20 protein-coding genes and 1 riboswitch are annotated in these 19,212 nt (G+C 40.3%); of the genes, 13 read left to right on the forward strand and 7 right to left on the reverse strand.

The annotated features are described in order from the left end of the window. Positions 1 to 92: 92 nt before the first annotated feature. Entirely contained in the window at positions 93 to 1,814 is a 1,722-nt protein-coding gene (locus ACHOLT_RS12210) for an aldehyde ferredoxin oxidoreductase family protein (RefSeq protein ID WP_425800998.1), read from the reverse strand. A 91-nt stretch (positions 1,815 to 1,905) separates the two neighbouring features. Beyond that, positions 1,906 to 2,018: riboswitch (molybdenum cofactor riboswitch) on the reverse strand. 314 nt (positions 2,019 to 2,332) lie between these two features. Continuing rightward, on the reverse strand, positions 2,333 to 2,572 hold the full coding sequence (locus ACHOLT_RS12215; protein WP_425801000.1) for a TIGR03905 family TSCPD domain-containing protein: 240 nt from the start codon (positions 2,570 to 2,572) through the stop codon (positions 2,333 to 2,335). Positions 2,573 to 2,773: 201 nt separating this feature from the next. On the opposite strand from ACHOLT_RS12215, the gene ACHOLT_RS12220 reads away from it, so the two are divergent. From ACHOLT_RS12220 to ACHOLT_RS12250, 7 genes are all read left to right on the forward strand, one after another. Next, on the forward strand, positions 2,774 to 4,129 hold the full coding sequence (locus ACHOLT_RS12220; RefSeq protein WP_425801002.1) for an MFS transporter: 1,356 nt from the start codon (positions 2,774 to 2,776) through the stop codon (positions 4,127 to 4,129). A gap of 28 nt (positions 4,130 to 4,157) precedes the next feature. After that, positions 4,158 to 4,391 carry a DUF2164 domain-containing protein gene (locus ACHOLT_RS12225; RefSeq protein WP_425801004.1) on the forward strand — a complete coding sequence of 78 codons (234 nt, stop codon included), beginning with the start codon at positions 4,158 to 4,160 and terminating at the stop codon, positions 4,389 to 4,391. A gap of 26 nt (positions 4,392 to 4,417) precedes the next feature. Then, positions 4,418 to 4,966, forward strand: a complete 549-nt coding sequence (locus ACHOLT_RS12230; RefSeq protein WP_425801006.1) for a hydrolase — start codon at positions 4,418 to 4,420, stop codon at positions 4,964 to 4,966. A 124-nt stretch (positions 4,967 to 5,090) separates the two neighbouring features. Then, complete coding sequence (locus ACHOLT_RS12235; RefSeq protein ID WP_425801008.1) at positions 5,091 to 5,789, forward strand: aspartate/glutamate racemase family protein; 699 nt, start codon at positions 5,091 to 5,093, stop codon at positions 5,787 to 5,789. 13 nt (positions 5,790 to 5,802) lie between these two features. Continuing rightward, complete coding sequence (locus tag ACHOLT_RS12240; protein WP_425801010.1) at positions 5,803 to 6,498, forward strand: aspartate/glutamate racemase family protein; 696 nt, start codon at positions 5,803 to 5,805, stop codon at positions 6,496 to 6,498. A gap of 29 nt (positions 6,499 to 6,527) precedes the next feature. Further along, a complete protein-coding gene (locus ACHOLT_RS12245; RefSeq protein ID WP_425801012.1) occupies positions 6,528 to 7,283 on the forward strand; it encodes a class I SAM-dependent methyltransferase in 756 nt (251 codons plus the stop codon). 46 nt (positions 7,284 to 7,329) lie between these two features. Then, entirely contained in the window at positions 7,330 to 8,040 is a 711-nt protein-coding gene (locus ACHOLT_RS12250; RefSeq protein ID WP_425801014.1) for a SanA/YdcF family protein, read from the forward strand. A 1-nt stretch (position 8,041) separates the two neighbouring features. Here ACHOLT_RS12250 and ACHOLT_RS12255 read toward each other — a convergent pair whose 3' ends face one another. Both ACHOLT_RS12255 and ACHOLT_RS12260 read right to left on the reverse strand, forming a co-directional pair. Beyond that, positions 8,042 to 8,785 carry an epoxyqueuosine reductase gene (locus ACHOLT_RS12255; RefSeq protein WP_425801016.1) on the reverse strand — a complete coding sequence of 248 codons (744 nt, stop codon included), beginning with the start codon at positions 8,783 to 8,785 and terminating at the stop codon, positions 8,042 to 8,044. Continuing rightward, positions 8,778 to 9,365, reverse strand: a complete 588-nt coding sequence (locus ACHOLT_RS12260) for a carboxymuconolactone decarboxylase family protein (RefSeq protein ID WP_425801018.1) — start codon at positions 9,363 to 9,365, stop codon at positions 8,778 to 8,780. Before ACHOLT_RS12260 ends, ACHOLT_RS12255 begins: the two co-directional genes overlap by 8 nt. A 144-nt stretch (positions 9,366 to 9,509) precedes the next feature. Here ACHOLT_RS12260 and ACHOLT_RS12265 point away from each other — a divergent pair, with 144 nt between their 5' ends. From ACHOLT_RS12265 to ACHOLT_RS12275, 3 genes are all read left to right on the forward strand, one after another. Beyond that, positions 9,510 to 10,124: a methyltransferase family protein gene (locus ACHOLT_RS12265; protein ID WP_425801020.1), complete on the forward strand. Its 615-nt coding sequence runs from the start codon at positions 9,510 to 9,512 to the stop codon at positions 10,122 to 10,124. A gap of 33 nt (positions 10,125 to 10,157) precedes the next feature. Then, entirely contained in the window at positions 10,158 to 10,706 is a 549-nt protein-coding gene (thpR, locus tag ACHOLT_RS12270; protein ID WP_425801022.1) for an RNA 2',3'-cyclic phosphodiesterase, read from the forward strand. Positions 10,707 to 10,865: 159 nt separating this feature from the next. Continuing rightward, entirely contained in the window at positions 10,866 to 11,663 is a 798-nt protein-coding gene (locus tag ACHOLT_RS12275; protein ID WP_425801024.1) for a nitroreductase family protein, read from the forward strand. Between the two features lie 28 nt (positions 11,664 to 11,691). Here the strand turns inward: ACHOLT_RS12275 and ACHOLT_RS12280 are convergent, their stop codons facing one another. Beyond that, complete coding sequence (locus ACHOLT_RS12280) at positions 11,692 to 12,225, reverse strand: LysM peptidoglycan-binding domain-containing protein (protein WP_425801026.1); 534 nt, start codon at positions 12,223 to 12,225, stop codon at positions 11,692 to 11,694. 127 nt (positions 12,226 to 12,352) lie between these two features. Here ACHOLT_RS12280 and ACHOLT_RS12285 point away from each other — a divergent pair, with 127 nt between their 5' ends. Next, positions 12,353 to 12,964, forward strand: coding sequence for a DNA-3-methyladenine glycosylase family protein (locus ACHOLT_RS12285; RefSeq protein WP_425801028.1), 612 nt, complete (start codon positions 12,353 to 12,355; stop codon positions 12,962 to 12,964). 607 nt (positions 12,965 to 13,571) lie between these two features. Beyond that, a complete protein-coding gene (locus ACHOLT_RS12290) occupies positions 13,572 to 14,963 on the forward strand; it encodes an aspartate kinase (protein ID WP_425801030.1) in 1,392 nt (463 codons plus the stop codon). Positions 14,964 to 15,143: 180 nt separating this feature from the next. Here the strand turns inward: ACHOLT_RS12290 and ACHOLT_RS12295 are convergent, their stop codons facing one another. Beyond that, positions 15,144 to 15,749: a 4Fe-4S ferredoxin gene (locus ACHOLT_RS12295; protein WP_425801032.1), complete on the reverse strand. Its 606-nt coding sequence runs from the start codon at positions 15,747 to 15,749 to the stop codon at positions 15,144 to 15,146. Between the two features lie 307 nt (positions 15,750 to 16,056). Between ACHOLT_RS12295 and ACHOLT_RS12300 the strand changes: the two genes are divergently transcribed. Continuing rightward, positions 16,057 to 17,901, forward strand: coding sequence for a cell wall-binding repeat-containing protein (locus ACHOLT_RS12300; protein ID WP_425801034.1), 1,845 nt, complete (start codon positions 16,057 to 16,059; stop codon positions 17,899 to 17,901). A gap of 56 nt (positions 17,902 to 17,957) precedes the next feature. Here the strand turns inward: ACHOLT_RS12300 and ACHOLT_RS12305 are convergent, their stop codons facing one another. Further along, entirely contained in the window at positions 17,958 to 19,130 is a 1,173-nt protein-coding gene (locus ACHOLT_RS12305) for a THUMP domain-containing class I SAM-dependent RNA methyltransferase (RefSeq protein ID WP_425801036.1), read from the reverse strand. Positions 19,131 to 19,212 lie beyond the last annotated feature (82 nt).

Genomic DNA, 19,212 nt, shown 5'->3' on the forward strand with positions numbered 1-19,212 from the left:
ATATCATACTGTCTAACTTTGGGGGTGCAGTTCAGGATTAGTCGGCTTTTTCTATAAATTATTTCATTAGTAGAGGAATTGTAAACTGAAAATTAATAGTTGTGAACAGAATCGATTTCTTCGTCAGTGAAGTCCCAAGTTGTATTGTGAGGTGCAACTTCTTCTCTGAAGAATTCAGGCAGGCGATCATGTTTCTTCGTTAAGCCTGCAGCCTTATTGAATTCGCGTTCCGTACGAAGCGTGAATTTACCGAGTTCGGTAACATCATCAGCAGTAAGGCTGATTCCATATTGAGCATTGATCATGTCAATGATGGCTTGGAATGCTTCAGCATCATCAAGGATACAGAACGCAACGAAGAGGCAAAGACCTGTACTGTCAATTGCAGCAGTAGCAATTTGAAGGTTGCGTGAAAGTTCAATTTGTCCTTCTTTTTTCAATGGGTCAATATAACCGCCGACTTTAAGGATGTTCGTAGCAACAGCATACCCGGCAGTGTGGTCTGCTCCCATGGTTGTGGTAGCGTAGGTTAAGCCAACCCCTTTAACCGCACGTGGGTCATAAGCAGGGATACTTTGGCCTTTAACGGTCGGAATACGGGTTACTCCCATAGCCCTGCCTGTAAATTCAGCACCGTTTCCAAGGATGCGGCCAAGGTAGGTCCCTTTTTCAATTTCACCCAGAAGGTGGATCATTCCTTCGCCATCGCCGAAAGGAATGATTCCGCCTTCCATAGCGACTTGCGTAGTAACAGCCGCTTCGATGGAGTCGATACCGATGTCATCACAAATGTGGTCTGCTTTCGCAATAATATCAATATCATCGATAAGGCAGCCTGCTCCAAAGCCCCAAACGGTTTCATATTCGAATCCTGCAGTTACATAATTGCCATCTTTGTCATTGTATACTTGTGAGCAGCGAATAACGCAGCCAACATGGCAGCCATGAGTTGGTTTTCCTTTTCTGGCAACGATCGTGTCATAAATGGTTTCACCGCTGATCTTATCCGCTTTTTCCCAGTTGCCTTGGCGGAAGTTTTTGGTGGGGAGACCGCCGGCTTCATTCAGAATGTTAACAAGGATGTTCGTACCATAAGTGGGCAAACCTTGACCGGTTACCGGATGGCTTGTTAAACCTTTACCAAAAACTTTTGCGGCAGCTCTGAATCTTTCGAGATCTTTAATTTCAACTCCAGGTGCACCGGTATCGTCAATTGTAATATATTTAATCTTTTTGGAACCCATAACAGCGCCTAAACCGCCGCGTCCTGCACTGCGAATATTGCCGTCGGGATCTTTCACGGAAATATTAGCCGCTGTCATTCTGTATTCTCCGGCCTGGCCAATGGTCATAACAGCAATATTCTTACCGTGCTTTTCAACGAGTTTGCCGATAACTTCATAGTTTCCTTTACCGAGAAGTTCGGTTTCTTCAGCAATCTTAATGCCATTAACGTCAACATGAATACTGTAGTATTTATCTTCCTGAGGAATTCCTTCGATAATAATAGCCTTAATATTAAGCTTGGCAAGTTTTTGAGAAGCTGTACCACCGGCATTACTTTCTTTAATACCACCTGTTAGAGGACTTTTTGCGCCAACAGATAAACGTCCTGAGTTAGGAGCAGTAGTACCTGTTAGTAAACCTGGGGCAAATACAAGCTTGTTGTTTTTACCAAGGGCATGACAGGTAGGATCTACTTCTTTGGCAACAATTGCGGAAGTTAAAGCTCTTCCACCTAGGCCTGCCCACTCCTGAGGAACAGCTTCTTCAGTGTAGGAAAGGGTTTCCATGTTAATGCGGTAAATTTTCATTTCTCTAATACCTCCTCGACTTAATTAAGTTGTGTTAAAATGATCACGAAACCATCGCACTTAAAAACAAAAAAGATATTCATAAACATATTTTTTATGAATATCTCTTCCTTTGCGCAATGGCAGGCACAGGAATTACTCCCTATACCCTTTAGGGTCTACACCATCCCAGTAGGACAATGTAAATCGGAAGATTATTTAATTGGAGTGTTATGCCCATATATAATGCAAACAGTATGCCAGTTGTAGGACAATTTTAAAAATTTTAATTAAAAGTATAAATTGTTTTCTAAAACTTTTGAAAAATAAAGGTTTTTTGCTCTTCTTCAGATGTTTAATATTTTACTATGGCCGATAATTTTGATTTTTCATAAAGCTACACCTCAAAATAACGTCTCGAAACAATACAGTGTGATCAGTAATGTGTATCATTATGGAACATAAAAAGCCATTGATCAAAATCAACGGCTTTTTACAAGAGAATTCAAAAGACGATTTATTTTGTTGTGTAAGTCAGCTTATCTATTTTGCTGAAGGGCTCGTGCCAGCTGATCGGCACAGGATGTTGGTTTTCCTCCGCAGCTTATTCCTTTTAAACGTTTTATCACTTCATCTACTGGCATGCCCTCGACTAATGCGGCTATTGCTTTAAGATTACCCGGACAGCCGCCAGTAAATTTTACATGGGTAAGAATATTATTTTCAGTCTCAAAGGTAATTCGACTGGAACAGACGCCTTTTGTGATAAAGGTTTTCATAGAATCGGTCCCCTCAAGGTGAATATTTTGCTTGCGATTAAAAATTATAATCACCTTTCTGCTAAAAGTAAAGTTAATTCTTTTAGTAGTTTTTTAAAATAAAATTTGCTTTATAAAACAGGAAAATAACAATGAAATGATTGAAATTTCTGTCAGAAAAGCGGACAATGGTTTTAAACCTTTTAGTAGGAGGAAAAGAGAATGATTACTTTCTCAGAGGCGGAGGAGAAACGCGTTATACGTAAAATATCCCTGAAAATTCTTCCATTTATCTTTCTTCTTTATATCATTGCAATGATCGATCGAGTGAACGTTGGATTCGCAGCCTTAACCATGAATAAGGAGCTGGGTATTGGAGCTTCAACGTTCGGATTGATTGCAGGGATTTTCTTTATTGCTTATTTTCTCTTTGAAGTTCCGAGTAATGTCATAATGTATAAAGTTGGAGCGAGAACGTGGATTGCTCGGATTCTCATTACTTGGGGAATGGTCGTTATGGGAGAAGGCTTTATCCAAAATGCGTTCCAGCTTGGAGTTTTACGTGTACTTTTAGGAGTTGCTGAAGCAGGTTTTTACCCAGCGATGATTTTATATATCACATATTGGTTTCCAGGTAAGCATTTAGCCCGTGCAGTATCCTATTTCATGCTGGCTGTATGCGGCTCGAATATCATTGGCGGTCCAATTTCTACTTGGATTATGGACAACATAAATTGGTTAGGAATGTCAGGCTGGCGCTGGGTTTATATTTTAGAGGGGATTCCTGCCATTGTTTTAGGAATAATTACATTGTCAATTATGATTGATAAACCTGAAGAGGCTAAGTTTCTAACCCGGAAGGAGAAGAGTTGGCTGCTGAGCGAACTTCAAAAGGAACAGCAGGTTAAAGAAAAGAATGCCCATGCCCATACCTCAACATCCTATTGGGAAGCTTTTAGGGAACCTAGGGTTTGGCATATGGGACTTTGTTATATGGTTTATGTTATGGCTATGTATGGAGTCGGTTTTTGGATGCCTCAAATGATTAAAGGATTATCAAAAATTCTGACGTCAACTCAAGTGGGTCTGCTAAGTGCCGTTCCTTATATTGCAGCATCTTTTGTCATGATTTTAGTTGCACGTCATTCAGATAAAGCAAATGAGAGACGTTTTCATGTGGCACTTCCGATTTTAATGACTTTTGTAGGGTTAATCGCTTTAACAATGACCAGTAATCTGTTATTGTCGATGATCTTACTCACGGTTGCTCTTTCTGGAGTTTATGCTTTTGGTGGTACATTTTGGAGCATTCCTAATTTAAGTCTTAGTGCGGCAAGTGCTGCCGTGGGAATTGCTATAATAAACTCTGTCGGTAACTTAGGCGGATTTATGGGACCTTATTTAGTTGGATGGCTTCTCGATTGGACGGGTTCGACAAATGCGGGAATGTATATGTTAGCAGGATGTGCTTTAGCAGAAACTTTATTAATTCTTGCAATACCAAAGAAATTAGTGACGCCTCCTCCGGCAGGCATTCCGCGAAGAGAAGAGTCAGGGGAAGATGACCTAATGGCCTAGAATTTCGTTTTATAAAACATTGGAGGGAATGAGATTGACAAGTAAGATTGAAATCAATAAAGAAACGCAAGAAGATATGATTTTAGAGATTCAGGCTTATTTTTTGAAAGAGCGGGAAGAAGATTTAGGGGATTTGGCTGCTCAATTGATTTTGGACTTTTTTATGGAGAAACTAGCCCCACTTGCTTATAATCAAGGGGTTTTTGATTCCTATAAATATATGAGTGAAAGAACTGAAGATCTGCTTGGTATTCAGAAATAATTGAATAAAAACGGGGAGGGATTATTTTGGATAAATTTACGTTAAACTCAAAAGAAGCAGTTTTAATGGTTATTGATATTCAGGAACGCCTTGTTCCGGCGATGGCGGAAGGTCAAAAGGTGATTCAAAACACGAATACTTTAATCTCGGTTTCGTCTAAACTAGATATTCCAATTGTGGTAACGGAGCAATATCCCAAGGGCCTTAAAAAGACGGTTCCGGAAATAAGCAACAACTTAGAGGGGACATCTGTTTACGAAAAAATAACTTTTTCAGGCTGCACAAAGGAAGTGGAAACTATCTTAAATCAGCTTGGAAAGAAAAAAATTATTATGACGGGAATGGAAACTCATGTTTGCGTTTTTCAAACAGTAAGAGGTCTTTTAGATCAAGGTTACCAGGTTTTTGTCGTCAGGGATGCCGTGTGCTCGAGAACCGAGGAAAATTATTTAAATGGTCTTTCCTTAATGAAAGAAATGGGAGCGGTAATTACAAACACGGAAACAGTGTTTTTTGACTTAATGAAGCAAGCAGGAACGCCTTTGTTTAAAGAACTGTCCAAATTGATAAAGTAATTCCATTCCAATGGATTGCTGCTTATACAAAGGATGAGGGTTTATGACATCGGGGTACATCTTAAAGTATTTCGGTTTTATAAACCCTCTTTGATTTTATTTACAATAGAATGGAGACGTAAGTATGAAAACAATAGGATTAATCGGTGGAATGAGTTGGGAATCCTCTACCGAATATTATCGAATCATTAACGAAGAAGTGAAAAAGAAACTTGGAGGATTGCACTCGGCAAAATGTATACTTTACAGTGTAGATTTTGAAGAGATTGAGGTCTGTCAAAGCAACGGAGAATGGGAAAAGGCTGCTTTGATTTTGAGTGAAGCCGCCCGAAGTCTTGAAGCGGCTGGGGCTGATTTTATTATCATTTGCACCAATACAATGCATAAAGTCGCAAATGAGATTCAGACAGGTATACATATTCCAATACTTCATATTGCAGATATAACAGCTCAACATGTCATCGCCAACGGAATAAAAACAATTGGGCTGTTGGGAACCCGTTATACGATGGAACAAGATTTCTATAAATCACGCCTTGAAGCTCAAGGAATAAAGGTTTTAATTCCTGAGGAGGCAGCTCGAACAGTTGTAAATCATGTTATTTATCATGAACTCTGTCTTGGGCAGTTCAGTAAAGAGTCAAAAGATAAATACAAGAAAATCATTGAGGATTTAATTAAAAAAGGTGCTGAAGGAATTATCCTTGGATGCACCGAAATTGGCTTGTTAGTTAAACCTGAAGATTCTGCAGTGCCGTTATTCAATACAACTGTGCTGCATGCAAGAGGTGCAGTCGATTTTGCCCTTAAACCATCATTTTAGAGAGGTGATCATATTGAAAAGGATAGGGATGATTGGTGGATTTGGCCCAGAGTCGACACTGGACTATTATCGCTTACTTACTCGCCAATACCGTCAATTGCGTGGGGAAGGAAGTCTTCCTGAGATTATGATCTATAGCATGGACATTTATGCCATGCTTAAGCTGGTTGAAGAAAAAAGGTGGGATGATTTAACGGAGTACCTTTTAAAAGGGATCAATACTCTTGCTAAGGCAGAAGCTGATTTCGGATTTATTTCAGCAAATACACCCCACGTTGTGTTTAATCGATTAAAGGAATTATCCCCAATACCACTGATCAGTATTGTTGAAGAGACAAGCAAAAAAACTAAAGCTATGGGATTAAAAAAAGTCGGATTGCTTGGGACAGGTTTTACAATGCAATCGACCTTCTATCAAGAGGTATTTGCAAAGGATAATATATTTATTGTTTTACCCTCTAAACACGAACAGGAATACATTCAGGAAAAATTGATGACTGAGATAGAATTGGGAGTATTTCATGAGGTGACTCATCAAGGGCTGCTGAAAATTGTTAAACGAATGATTGATGAAGCTTTCATTGAAGGTGTGATTCTAGGCTGTACAGAACTTCCTCTTATTCTCACAAAGGACGAATTTGGCATACCCTTTCTTAACACTACGCAGATCCATGTGGAGAGTGTGTTGAATTATTGTTTGGAATCTTAAGGTTTATGGATAAATTAAGGGGAATAAGAATGGGAAATCAGACAGAGGTCAAGAAAAACTTTGGACCGAGAGCTTCGAATTATAGATTAAGTTCTACACATGGAAATCCGGCGGATTTGCAGAGAATGATTGATCGAATAAATCCGTCCTCCGGTGCCATTGCTTTGGACGTAGCAACTGGGGGAGGCCATACCGCACTTGCGTTAGCCAAATGTGTAAAAGACGTTGTTGCTATAGATATTACTCCGGAAATGCTGGCAGAAGCCAAAATCGCAGCGCGTGAAGAGAATATAGATAATATTGCCTTTCAAGTTGAGGATGTCCATGACCTTAATTTCAAGGATCATCAATTCGATATTGTCGCATCTCGCTTTGCGGTTCATCATTTTTCAGATGTGAAAAAGGCTCTAAAGGAGATGTGCAGGGTATTGAAGCCGGGAGGAAAACTCTATATCCTCGATTGTTCGGTTTTTGATGGAGAAGAATCTGAGGAAAAGATAAATCAGATTGAACTATTGCGTGATAGTTCACATCAATTCTCTTATTCACCGCGGTTATGGCTCCAGCTCCTGGAAGAGCTCCCGTTAACAGTTCATAAGACCGAATTGCTTCAAGAAAAGTATGAATTACCTCAATGGTTTGACCGAATGGGGACTGATGAAAAACACCGGGAGGAAGTTTTTCGAATTCTGAATTCCTTGACAGCAGAGTGTAAGGAGAACTATCCTTTCGGCAAGGATTATATAACGACATATCGTTTTGAAATTATAGCAGCCAAGAATTAAGTGCTAATGAAAAGTAAGGGAAAATATTATGGAACAGAGGCCTAATATGATAGAGAAACGTAATAAGAGCAACTTCATTACGTTTCTCAAAAGGTATCTCAAAAAGTTTATCGTTGTTTTGCTTGCCGTTTTAGCAATACTGTTTGCGTCTGTTATGGCGGTGAACATTTATGTTGAGCGAATGGGAACAAAGTATATTCTCGATCAAAATACTGTACCAACCGCTGATGCGATCCTCATTTTAGGAGCCTATGTTTATCCGGATGGAACGACGTCTTCTATGCTGACGGATCGGTTAACAGTCGGCTATGAATTATATAAGGAAGGGAAAGCTCCTAAAATTGTCGTGAGCGGGGACCATGGCCGTAAAGAATACGATGAAGTCAATGCAATGAAAAGCTTTTTAAAGGATAAAGGCGTACCAAGCCAGGATATCTTTATGGATCATGCCGGTTTTAGTACGTATGAAAGCGTATACCGTGCAAGAGATATCTTCCAAATTCATAAGGTCATTATCGTTACGCAAGACTATCATCTCATGAGAGCGATTTTCTCAGCCAGAGAATTAGGTCTTGAAGCGTATGGTATTCCTTCTGATCGCCATGACTATGGACAAGCTATGAAGATGTATCGTTTAAGGGAGATAGCCGCCCGCAATAAAGATTTTCTTTGGGCAAAGCTGCTTAAGCCTAAACCTACATTTTTAGGAGATACAATACCGGTATTCGGTGACGGTCGGGTTACGGATGATAAATAGATCAACCAAACGCGCATGGTCCCATGGCACATTTGCCGCAAACATCACATAATCCTAAGTCGGGAAATTGCTTGTCTACCGCTAATAGATGAGCATAGCACTTTTGCTTATCCAGCCCGTCAACCCTTAAGGCGCCCGTGGGACAGTGGTTTACACAAAATTGACATTTCCCATCACGATTATATCTGCAGTATTCCTCAGATGGTCGAGACGTCGAAGGAATTTCAGCGGAGATAACCAGGCTGCCGAAGCGGCCGGCACACCCGGAAGGAGTAATTAACATTTGATTTAGGCCAAAGGTGCCTAAACCTGCGACATAAGCTGCACTTTTATGCGACCAGAGTGCAGTTAAATCTTCTTCGTTAAAATTATGGGTTGCTTTTTGGGTAACAGCAGAGATCCCTTCGGCTTCGAGTTCTTCCTTTATTTTTTGACTAATGGTTTGGATCAGCGTATTGGTTTCAATATAGGCAACAGACCATTCCCGTGCGACAGCCGGATCCTTGCGATTGGCCTGGATGATGTCCTCTGCAAAAGGAATGAAAAAGGCGATAACCGTTTTAGCATCAGGGAGTAAGTCACAGGGATGTAAATGATGGGTACCGATGATTTCCTTCATTTTAATAAATAGGGGGTCATGGGCTGAGGCAAAACCGACGAGAGGCTTTCGATAAGAAGTGATGGTCTGTGACATCTTCACTTGATCATTAATGATATTTTCAATTCGAGAGGCGAGATCAGCCATGACGTTCATCTCCCAATTGTCCGTTATAAGGGCACTGATCCGAAAAACCTGCAGGAGGAACTCCTAACGCTTGGAGTAATCTTGCCCAATAATTGACCTGTGCTGCGGTGGAAGCAAGAATAACGATTTCTCGTTCAGAGAAGTTTTTCTTCATTTCTTCAATAAGAGATGGAGGGAAAAAGAGCGGGCTTTTTGATATGAATCTTGCATATTCCAAAGCAAGCTTCTCCCGTTGGGAAAACGTTCTGACCTCTATCGGATCTAATTTTTCTTGAAGAGCAGCCATTTCCTCTTCTGTTATTCCTGCTTTCGAAAATTCGAAAGAATTCATGTCTATGCAAAAAGAACAGGAAACGGCAAAAGAAGCTTGGATGCGAACTAATTTTAAAAGACGTTTCTCCGAAGGATTATGGCCATGCGCGACTAAGGATTCAAGAGCTCCTGAACCAATTGCGGCTTTCGGATACCAGGCCAGAAGCTTCGGCGGGAGAAGGTCTTTTCCGGTAATACGCTTCGTAATCCAAATCCCGATCTTTAAATAGAAGGGGATTTTTTGAGGAGGATCGATAAAGGATTTCATGGGCTCCCCCCTTTTCAATACATTTTTCTTCATTATAATCTAAAGAGGACAGATAAGTGGAAGACTTTGAAAGTTTAAGGACGATATAGGGAGTTTTTCGAAGGATTTCCTAAAGATTTAAATCGTATATTTGCAGGAGGCAGAATGAAGTATTTTATTGTCGCGTTATTGTGGGTAGGCTATGGAGTACTGCATAGTTTTTTAATTAGTATCCGGTTTTCCAACTGGGCCAATCGTATTCTGGGGCGATATTTTGCTTATTATAGGTTGGCATATAATGTAGTTTCTTTAGCTCTGTTGATTATCCTTTTTATTTATACAAAAAACGTGGATTCAACGTACGTTATAGAGTTTATGTCTCCATGGACGACGCTTCAGTATGGATTGCTTTTATCCTCGGCCGGCCTGATCCTCTGGGCTTTTTTCAGCTATGATTCCTTGGAATTTATAGGCTTAAGGCAGATCATGGATCTTGGAAAGAAAAAGAACAAAAGCGAGCAAATGGCGATCACGAAAGAGGGACTGCTGGGTGTCATACGGCATCCCATGTATTTGGCAACCTTAGTATTCATATGGAGTTTGAATTCTACGAAGGCGGATATCTTAGTTCACTTGATTCTCAGCATCTATATATTGATAGGAATCAGGCTTGAAGAACGGAAGCTTGTCCAGCAATTCGGCTCGGCCTACCTATCCTATAAAGACGAAGTTCCCGCTTTAATCCCGTTTTCGCGTTTTTTAAAACGTAAGTGGTATTAAATAAATGCATATAACAATATAAAGGAGAAAACGATGCGATTATTTATTGGGATTGATTTGCCGAAAGAGTTAAAACAAGCGCTTCTCAATTTTCAGCATGAATTAAAAGCGCTGGGGTTTCAGGGAGCATGGAAATCCCCGGACAACTTTCATCTTACTTTAGAATTTTTGGGTGAGTTAGACAGCGGCAACGTGACAAAGTTAAATGAAACAATAACTTCTGTCGTAAACAATTATCATCCTTTTGCCTTAAAATTAGCTGGGCTGGGGGCCTTTCCGTCTTTTAAACGTCCGCATACGCTGTGGACTTCATTACAAGGGAGCATAGGTGAACTCAATCGATTAAGAGCGGAGCTGTATGATTTGCTTCGGAAAAACGGATTTATATTAGAGGAAAGACCCTTCAAACCGCATATCACCTTAGCCTCACGCCCCCAGCTCGAGGATATTGATTTATCCGCTGTACAATCACGGGAGTTGGGTGGATTTTCAGTGACAGAGGTTATTCTCTTTGAGAGTAAGGTCATCCGGGGAAAACGCATGTACTTGGACTTATCGAGGACAAATCTGGTAAATGGGTAATGATCTCAATTTCCATGGTTTTAAATATAAAAGCCTCGAAGAGGACTTTTGATTATGGTGAAGAATTAGTAGATGAATAGTAATTTATGGGAATTGTATAATGTTTTCTCTTAGAGCAGTTAGGCCCTGAGATAAAAAGAGCTAAAAGGAGTCTGGTTGATGCAATCATTATCGACGGACAAATGGTATAGGGCTATCTTACAGCGTCATTCGCGAAGGCAATTTAATGGCAGAAAATTGCCTAAAGAGTTAATCAACGGATTATCTCAGTTCTCCGATTACATAGGTGCTCAAATACCTGGTGCACGTGCTGTTGTTGTCACCGAAAATCCTGAAAAGGTTTTTAAAGGTGCTGTAGGATCCTATGGTAAAGTAAAGGGAGCCCCTGCTTATGTTGCCTTTATAGGGGACATGAGCGATCCTCATATTTATGAAAAGGTCGGATATTTAGGAGAATATTTTATTCTTGAAGCGACTGCTCAAGATATTGGAACGTGTTGGATCGGAGGCTTTTTTAAGCCGGATGTCGTTCAGGAGCAAATTCAAGTGACGGATAAGGAGCAGGTTCTAGCAGTTTCACCGCTGGGTTTTGTCAATAAAGAGCCCTCTCTTGAAGAAAAACTGTTGTCCGGTTTGGCCAAAAGTCATAAGCGAAAGCCTTTAGACTCCTTAATTTTAACTTATGCCCAAGAGCCTTTGACGGGTTGGGTCAGCTCAGGACTGGAAGCAGCCCGCTTAGCGCCATCGGCTGTCAATCGTCAGCCTTGGCGGTTTTCGATAGAGGATAATTCGGTTAAAATATTGATAGATGATAATCGGAATACCTTTCATATTCCAAAACGTTTGGACTGTGGAATAGCGATGGCTCACCTCGAAATTGCGGCTAAGCATTACGGGGTTCAGGGACAATGGGAGTACTTAGAGAACCCCGAGGTTGCCCGATTTACTGCAGTATGAATAATCATTAAACCTTTTCTTAACTTAATCAGCTTCTCGGAATATTGATGACTTGACCTGTGTAAAGAGTATTCGGGTCTGTTATGTTGGAATTAACACTCAATATACGTGAAATTGATACGTTAAATCGATTTGAGATGATAAAAAGAGTATCGCCGGGTCTTACAGTATAGAGTGTAATTTCAGGGCGGGGTCCGCATACAGCGCCTAAAGCAGTCCATGTACCCTCATCAGCGACACCGGTAGGCTCGAGTTCTTTAATGCTGGATTGAAAAGCAGTGAGTGCAGCTTGTGTACGACGGCCAAAAATACCATCGATTGGACCAGGGTTAAAACCGGCAATTCGCAGCAGAATTTGGAAGCGCTTTACCTCAGGACCGCGATTTCCTTGACGCAAAAAAGGACAATTAATAGCGCTTATCGGGATGACTAGGGATTGACCTGGAAAAATCAGATTGGGATTCGTAATTTTCGGATTGGCAGATAGGATAACGCCCACTGTTGTATTGAATTTTTGAGCGATAGTAAAAAGAGAATCACCGGGTTGCACAACATAGGTCATGAAAAGAACCCTCCTGACTGTTCTTGATATCTTAGCTTATGGGTACCCTAGTGACTTTGACAGCAAAGGTTAGGTATAATTAATACAAGTGCCAAGGCCATGCAGTATAACAGAGAGGATAGAGTATATGTCCCAACAATATTTCTTTGAATATGGACCAAAAGAAATCGACTACTTAAAGCGAAAAGACAAGAAATTAGGGGCAGCCATTGATCGAATTGGGATAATTCAGCGGGAAGTGATTCCTGATCCGTTTACGGCTTTAATTTCAAGTGTCGTTGGTCAGCAAATATCCAGCAAAGCGGCAGATACGGTTTGGAGTCGTCTTATTCATTTATTAGGAGACATTACACCGGATCGAATTGCCCAGGCTGAGCTTATAGCTATTAAAGATTGCGGAATGTCTGTTAGAAAGGCGGAATATATTCAAGGAATTGCCGAGGCAGCAATATCCGGTACGGTAGATTTTAAAACGCTGTCATCACTTTCAGATGAAGAGATCATAAAGAAGCTGTCATCTTTGAGGGGGGTAGGGGTGTGGACTGCGGAAATGCTGCTGATTTTCTCACTCCAGCGTCCAGATGTTGTCAGCTCTAAGGATTTAGCGATCTGTCGCGGAATGATGAATCTCTATGGCCTTAAGGAGCTGTCCAAAGAAAAGTTCGAACGATATCGCAAGCGGTATTCCCCTTATGGTTCAATTGCTTCTTTATATATATGGGAGCTTTCAGTTCAGTAATATAAAGTAGATATTATAAATGTTAAAGTGGTATTCTCTTCCGAGTAATACCACTTTAAAAATCTGTATCAAGTTTTAGCTTTAAGCTTTAACTTAACCTTAACCTTTAGCTTTAGGGCCGGGAGCAAATTGTAATGGACTGACAGCCGGCTGAGGAAATCGCTGTAAAGGCTGAACATAGGGTTGAGGGCATACACAGCAGTGCTGATACCAGAGGTCGAATAGATGAGGAGGGCAATAGGGTAAAAATTCATACGGCGCGGGACATTTGTAGAATAAATGCATATATTTTCACCTCTTAAGCTTCAAGTGGATCATGATCTGCTTTAATATATGCCAAAATAAACCAGTTGAAAGTTGGCCACTGTCTGTAAACGTATAAAAGTAGCATTTTATGGAAGAAATACATACTGTACTAACACAGGGAGCAATTTATGGACTATAAAGCAATCTGTTATAAATTTTTATTGCCATATTCAGATTTCTGAGTTATCCTATACGAAGACAAATGTATGCCTTAGATGGATGTTGATGATTTTGCTGCATACGTGCTATAAACGTGCAGAAAGATAGGCAGTTGGAATCAGCTTTTTTGGAGGTAGTGGAAGTGCTAACGGTTGAAAAAATTGGCGGAACTTCGATGACGAAGTTCGAAGATGTGTTGACAAATATTATTGGAAATCCGAATAACCCGAATTTCCGCTTCGGAAGAGTATTTGTCGTCTCGGCTTATGCAGGGATTACCAATATGCTCTTAGAAGATAAGAAAACAAAAGCTCCTGGAGTATATCAATACTTTGTTCAAGGTGAAGATTATGAAAAGCCGCTTGAGGACTTGCTGAACCATTTATTAAGCATAAATGAAGGCTTTGTTGAACTGGGACTGGACTATGAAGTTTGTAAAAAGTTCTTGATTGAAAGAATTGAGCAAACCCAATCCTATTTGAACAGTATGGGTGAAATCATTGCTTCAGGATATGTCCAAAGGGAGAGCATTTTTTCAGCAGCTCGCGAGTTGCTTTCATCCATTGGAGAAGCACACTCGGCATTCAACTCGGTTAACATTTTGAAGAACAGAGGTATTCCGGCGAGGTTAGTGGATTTAACCGGGTTTAAAGATTCTAAACAACTCACGATCAGCGAACGGATTGAACAGTCCTTCAAAAATGTCGATCCTTTTCAGGAAATTATTATAGCTACGGGATATACAAAAGGCCGGGAAGGGATTATGCGCCAGTTTGCTCGGGGATATTCAGAAATTACGTTTTCGAAGATTGCCACGCAGCTGCATGCCGATGAAGCAATAATTCATAAGGAATATCATTTATCCTCAGCCGATCCTAAAGTTGTTGGAATAGATAAAGCAGTTCCCGTAGGTCATACCAATTATGATGTTGCCGATCAGTTAGCAGATATCGGCATGGAAGCCATTCATCCTAATGCGGCGAAGCCGTTGGAATTGGCAGGTATTAATTTGCGTTTGAAAAACACGTTCGAACCGGAGCATCCGGGTACCCTGATTTCGAAAGATTATGTCGGCCCGGAAGCGAAGATTGAAATTATCGCCGGCTCGGATAAAGTTGTGATCATTGAAATTCATGATGCCTCAATGGTTGGACAGACAGGCTTTGACTATGAAATTATGAAAACCTTCAAGCGTTTTGATATAAGTTATATTACAAAGGCAACCAATGCAAACAGCATTTCACTCGTCATTTGGCAAACCGACCTTAAAGATGAATTGATTGGCGAATTAAGAGAGAAGTATCAGACCATAACTGTGAAAGAAGTTGCAATTGTCTGTGTCATTGGCTCAAATATTGCGTTGCCGAACATTTTGGCACGTGCGGCTGCAATTTTAGCTAAAAATAAGATCAATATTAACTGTGTATCACAATCCTTGCGCCAAGTGAATATGCAGTTCGTCATTGATCGGGAGATGTATACAAAAGCGATTATTGAGATGAATAAAGAACTATGTTGTGAAGCGAATAATTAAATCGAATAATTAAGGTGATTAATTGAATACAGCTAAAGCTTGACTTTTCTTAGACTCTCATCTATTATTCTTACTGAGCTGACATTGAGAATACGCAATTTAATTGCGTCTCGAAAAATGGGAAACCACCTGTTATGGACGACAGGTGGTTTCAACTATTTATGGGGTTTTTATTACTTTTTAAAGCCAGAGAGGAGTAGTGGATGCTTCGGGAGTATGACCGCTGCAGACTTGGACACACTCTGAACAACCGCGAATGGATTTCGGAAAACACCGTCGTGGACGGAACACTCCGTTTTCAAAGGCATTTCCAGGACAAGCGCGATAACAGCGATCGCAGTTATTACACGTAGAAAGTTCTTGTCCCGAGTGATCTGTTGCCTCAAACGGTGCATGGGTAAAGAGCGCTGAAAAAAGGAGTTTAGAGCCATAAGTCTTATTGACAACAAGCCCATTTTTACCCCATTGTCCGAGACCTGCAGCAACAGCTAAAGGGCGAAAATCTCCAAATACGGAGAGTGAGCTTTTGATTTTACAGTCAAGTCCTTCTTCACGCAGGATTTGAGCCAGTTTTTCATGAACTTTATGTTCGTGATATAAGGCCTCACCAAATCTTCGTGTAATGTAAAATGGGTGATTTAAAACCCAGGAATTCGAAAATGGAAAGGCGAGGACCATAACGGGGAGTGTTTTCCTGACTTTAGTATACCCGGCAAGAAGTGCACCGTGTTTTAATGCAGTATGAGTGAGATAGGCTTGAAGGGTAGGCTCAGCCTGATCTTGCATAAATGAGCTCTCCTTTGATCTAGTTAAGATACGTATATAATAGAGTAACCTTAAATCATGGAGAACATGTAGTTAATCAAGCGTGTAATAAATTGGTTTAATCAAGCAGAATACATAGTCATGATTGGTAATACCAAGTCGTGGCTATTTTTTTTTCCTTAGCTGGCGCCATTAACCAAGTCCAACTTCTAAAATCAATTGTAACCTTTAGTTTCAGCTAGTTGATTCCATTAATATCATAATGATTCTTAGGACTAACTATGCTAATCTTTTTCAGTAAAAGAAATAATTTAGCGGGGTGAAATTTTTGGAAAAAAAGTTTAAGAAGCTATCATTATTTATGCTAATTCTTACTACTCTTGTATCCAGTTCATTTTCTCAAAGCATCGCCTATGCTGCCGAACCCCCTGCAACGTTAAATGCTGAACAAATTCTTGAGACTTTTGAAGGCAAATTTGGAGCTGAGTCTGCAGGTAGTCCAACAAGACTGGGAGGTAGCGATCGTTATGAAACAGCTGTGAAAATTTCTCAAAAAGGATGGACTGATGGCTCCAGTGAGTTTGCTGTTCTTTCGTCAGGCTTAGATGAGAACCTGGTCGATGCGTTAACTTCCTCGCCCTTAGCCTATGCTAAAAAAGCACCTATTCTTCTAACAGATACCCAAGAACTTAGCAATACTACAAAAGCAGAATTACATAGACTTGGTGTAAAGACGGTTTATTTAACTACTGGAGTTGCTGTTTTTAATAGCAGCGTGATCAAAACCTTGGAGGAAGAATTAAATATTACAGTTATTCCATTGGGTGGACTAGATCGTTTTGAAACTTCTATTAATATTGCTAAAGAATTAGGCTCCTTTAGAGAGATTATGGTAAGTACGGCCTATTCTAATGCTGATGCCCTATCCGCTGCATCCATTACAGCCTACAAAGGAATACCAATCTTACTTTCGAACGTTAATGGGCTGCCAGAATCTACGAACAACTTTATCTCTTCACTTGAAGTAAAACCAACAAAAACCTATATTTTAGGCGCTGAAGGAGTATTAAGCACAGCTGTTGAAAAGTCTCTTCCTAATTCTGTACGTTTAGGAGGTATCGATCGATTTGCAACAAATGTAAAGATTGTCACTGCATTTCAAAATGATTTAAGAACCGAAAAAGTGTATATCGCAAATGGTCAAGACGATCATTTAGTAGATGCACTTGCCGGATCCGCCCTAGCAGCTCACACAGCTTCACCTATGATCTTGACAAATAATGATTCTGTCCCAACAGGAACTAGAACTTTAGTTAAAGATAGCATGTTCCCTGTGCATGCAAAGAATCTTGTAGCGCTCGGTAGTGAAGGCGTTATTTCCAATAATCTAGTGAATGATCTGGGTACAATTGTAGAATATGCTACTCCTAATGCTACCGAGGGTGGTACAAATTCAGTTGTGAATATTAATCATGGAATAGCGATTCTTGCTGATGGGGTAAACGTTAGAAATATTAACGCTCAATATAACGTTTATGTGGAAGGTAACAATGTTAAATTAAACAACATTAGTGTAGGTGAAGCGCTAATATTAAATCCAGGCGATAATGGTAAAGTAGATTTAACCAATGTAAATGCAAAAGCCGTTTATATTCTCTCCAGCGGGGATCCTACCGTAATAACGGATTCGAATATCAATGTATTGATGATTAATGGTGTTAAACGAGTGGCAACACAAGTTAATGTTGATAGCAACATTGGTATGACCATAGTATCTTCGGATGCCTATTTACAAGAAGTTAAAGATTGGAATAATGATTTTGACACAGGTCGAATATATGGTGATATTGTTATAACCAGTCTCCCCAATGCTACTACAATTCCTCATGTGGATTTATCAGGTCTCTTTAAAAGGCCCATTATTATGAGTGAGGGCAGTCTTACAAATAGATCTTACAATTATCTAACAGAAGTTATCGTTAGCCCTTATAAAGAGGGGGCAAATGTGACGCTTGAAGGTATGTTTGATAAGGTTACGGTTACTAAACCAGTTAATTTCAAGTTAAATGGTCCAATTTCAGTGTCTAAATCGGAAATTAATAATTTAACCATACCGTCAGATTCAACGATGCAATTTCTGGGTATTGTTAAGTTAATAAATTATGTAGATTAGATTGTCTGCTAAAAGCACAAGTAAACAATCCTAACGGGTTGGATGCATGTGCTTATTTATAATGTTTCACTGTCAATTAATGTTTCCGGCTTGGGCTTGCGCGGTGGTTTAGGCCCGAAAAATTGGTAATAATGGCATTCCAGACGCCCGTTATAAAGTTTACGGCTTTTGTCCCAACGCCGTCCGATCATGTCTTCGGGATTCTTAAACGTCGTAATGACATGAAGAGACCAAGTCGGTAATTCGCGGAAGGTATTACCGAGATCCTCATATAATTTTTTAACATCGTCTATTTCACCAAGACGTTCGCCATAGGGAGGATTTGTAATTATATGGCCATATTGGAAGCGCGAACGGACTTCGGCCGCAGGCAGCTTCTGAAAGAAAACCTTATCTTTCAGCCCTGCTTCTTCAGCATGGGTACGAGCGAGTTGTAAAGCTTTTGGGTCAATATCTGAACCGTAGATATGTAGATCAATATCAGGATGATAGAGATCATGAGCTTCTTCACGGGCTTGCTGCCAATATTTATCAGAAATATTGCCCCATTTTTCAGAGATGAATTCCCGTTTTAGTCCGGGTGCCCGGTTCTGTGCAATCATCGCAGCTTCAAGAGGAATAGTGCCTGTTCCGCAGAAGGGGTCGATCAAGGCACGATCGGCTTTCCAATAACTGAGCTGAACCATTGCCGCAGCTAACGTTTCTTTGAGTGGGGCTTGTCCTGCTAACTGGCGGTAGCCTCGTTTATGAAGGCCTACTCCGGATGTATCAATGGTTAAAGTCGCAATATCTTTAAGAAGGGCGACCTCAACTTTATAGCAGGTTCCCGTTTCTTTAAACCATGAAATACCGTAAACGGCCTTTAAACGTTCAACGATTGCTTTTTTGACGATGGCTTGACAGTCGGATACGCTGAAAAGCTTAGATTTAATCGACTTTCCCTCAACAGGGAATTCGGCATCGATGGGCAGCCAGTTCTCCCAAGGAAGCGCTTTAGTCTGCTGGAAGAGTTCTTCGAAGGTTGTCGCTTTGAATTCTCCTATTTTTAAAAGCACGCGTTCTGAGGAACGCAGCCATAGATTGGAACGGCAGATTCCGAGCTCATTAGCCATGAAGGTGACTTTTCCATTTTCAACCTTGGTTTCTGTGTATCCCAGATTTGAAAGCTCACGGGCCACGATGGATTCAATACCAAAGGCAGAGGTTGCAATTAACTCGAGTTTTGACAAACGGAACACCTACTTATTTAAATATATTTTTAAGAACATTTATCATAATAGAGGTCTATCCTTACTATAGTATAGAGCTTTA

The organism is Desulfitobacterium nosdiversum (assembly GCF_049860565.1).
GTDB lineage: Bacteria > Bacillota > Desulfitobacteriia > Desulfitobacteriales > Desulfitobacteriaceae > Desulfitobacterium_A > Desulfitobacterium_A nosdiversum.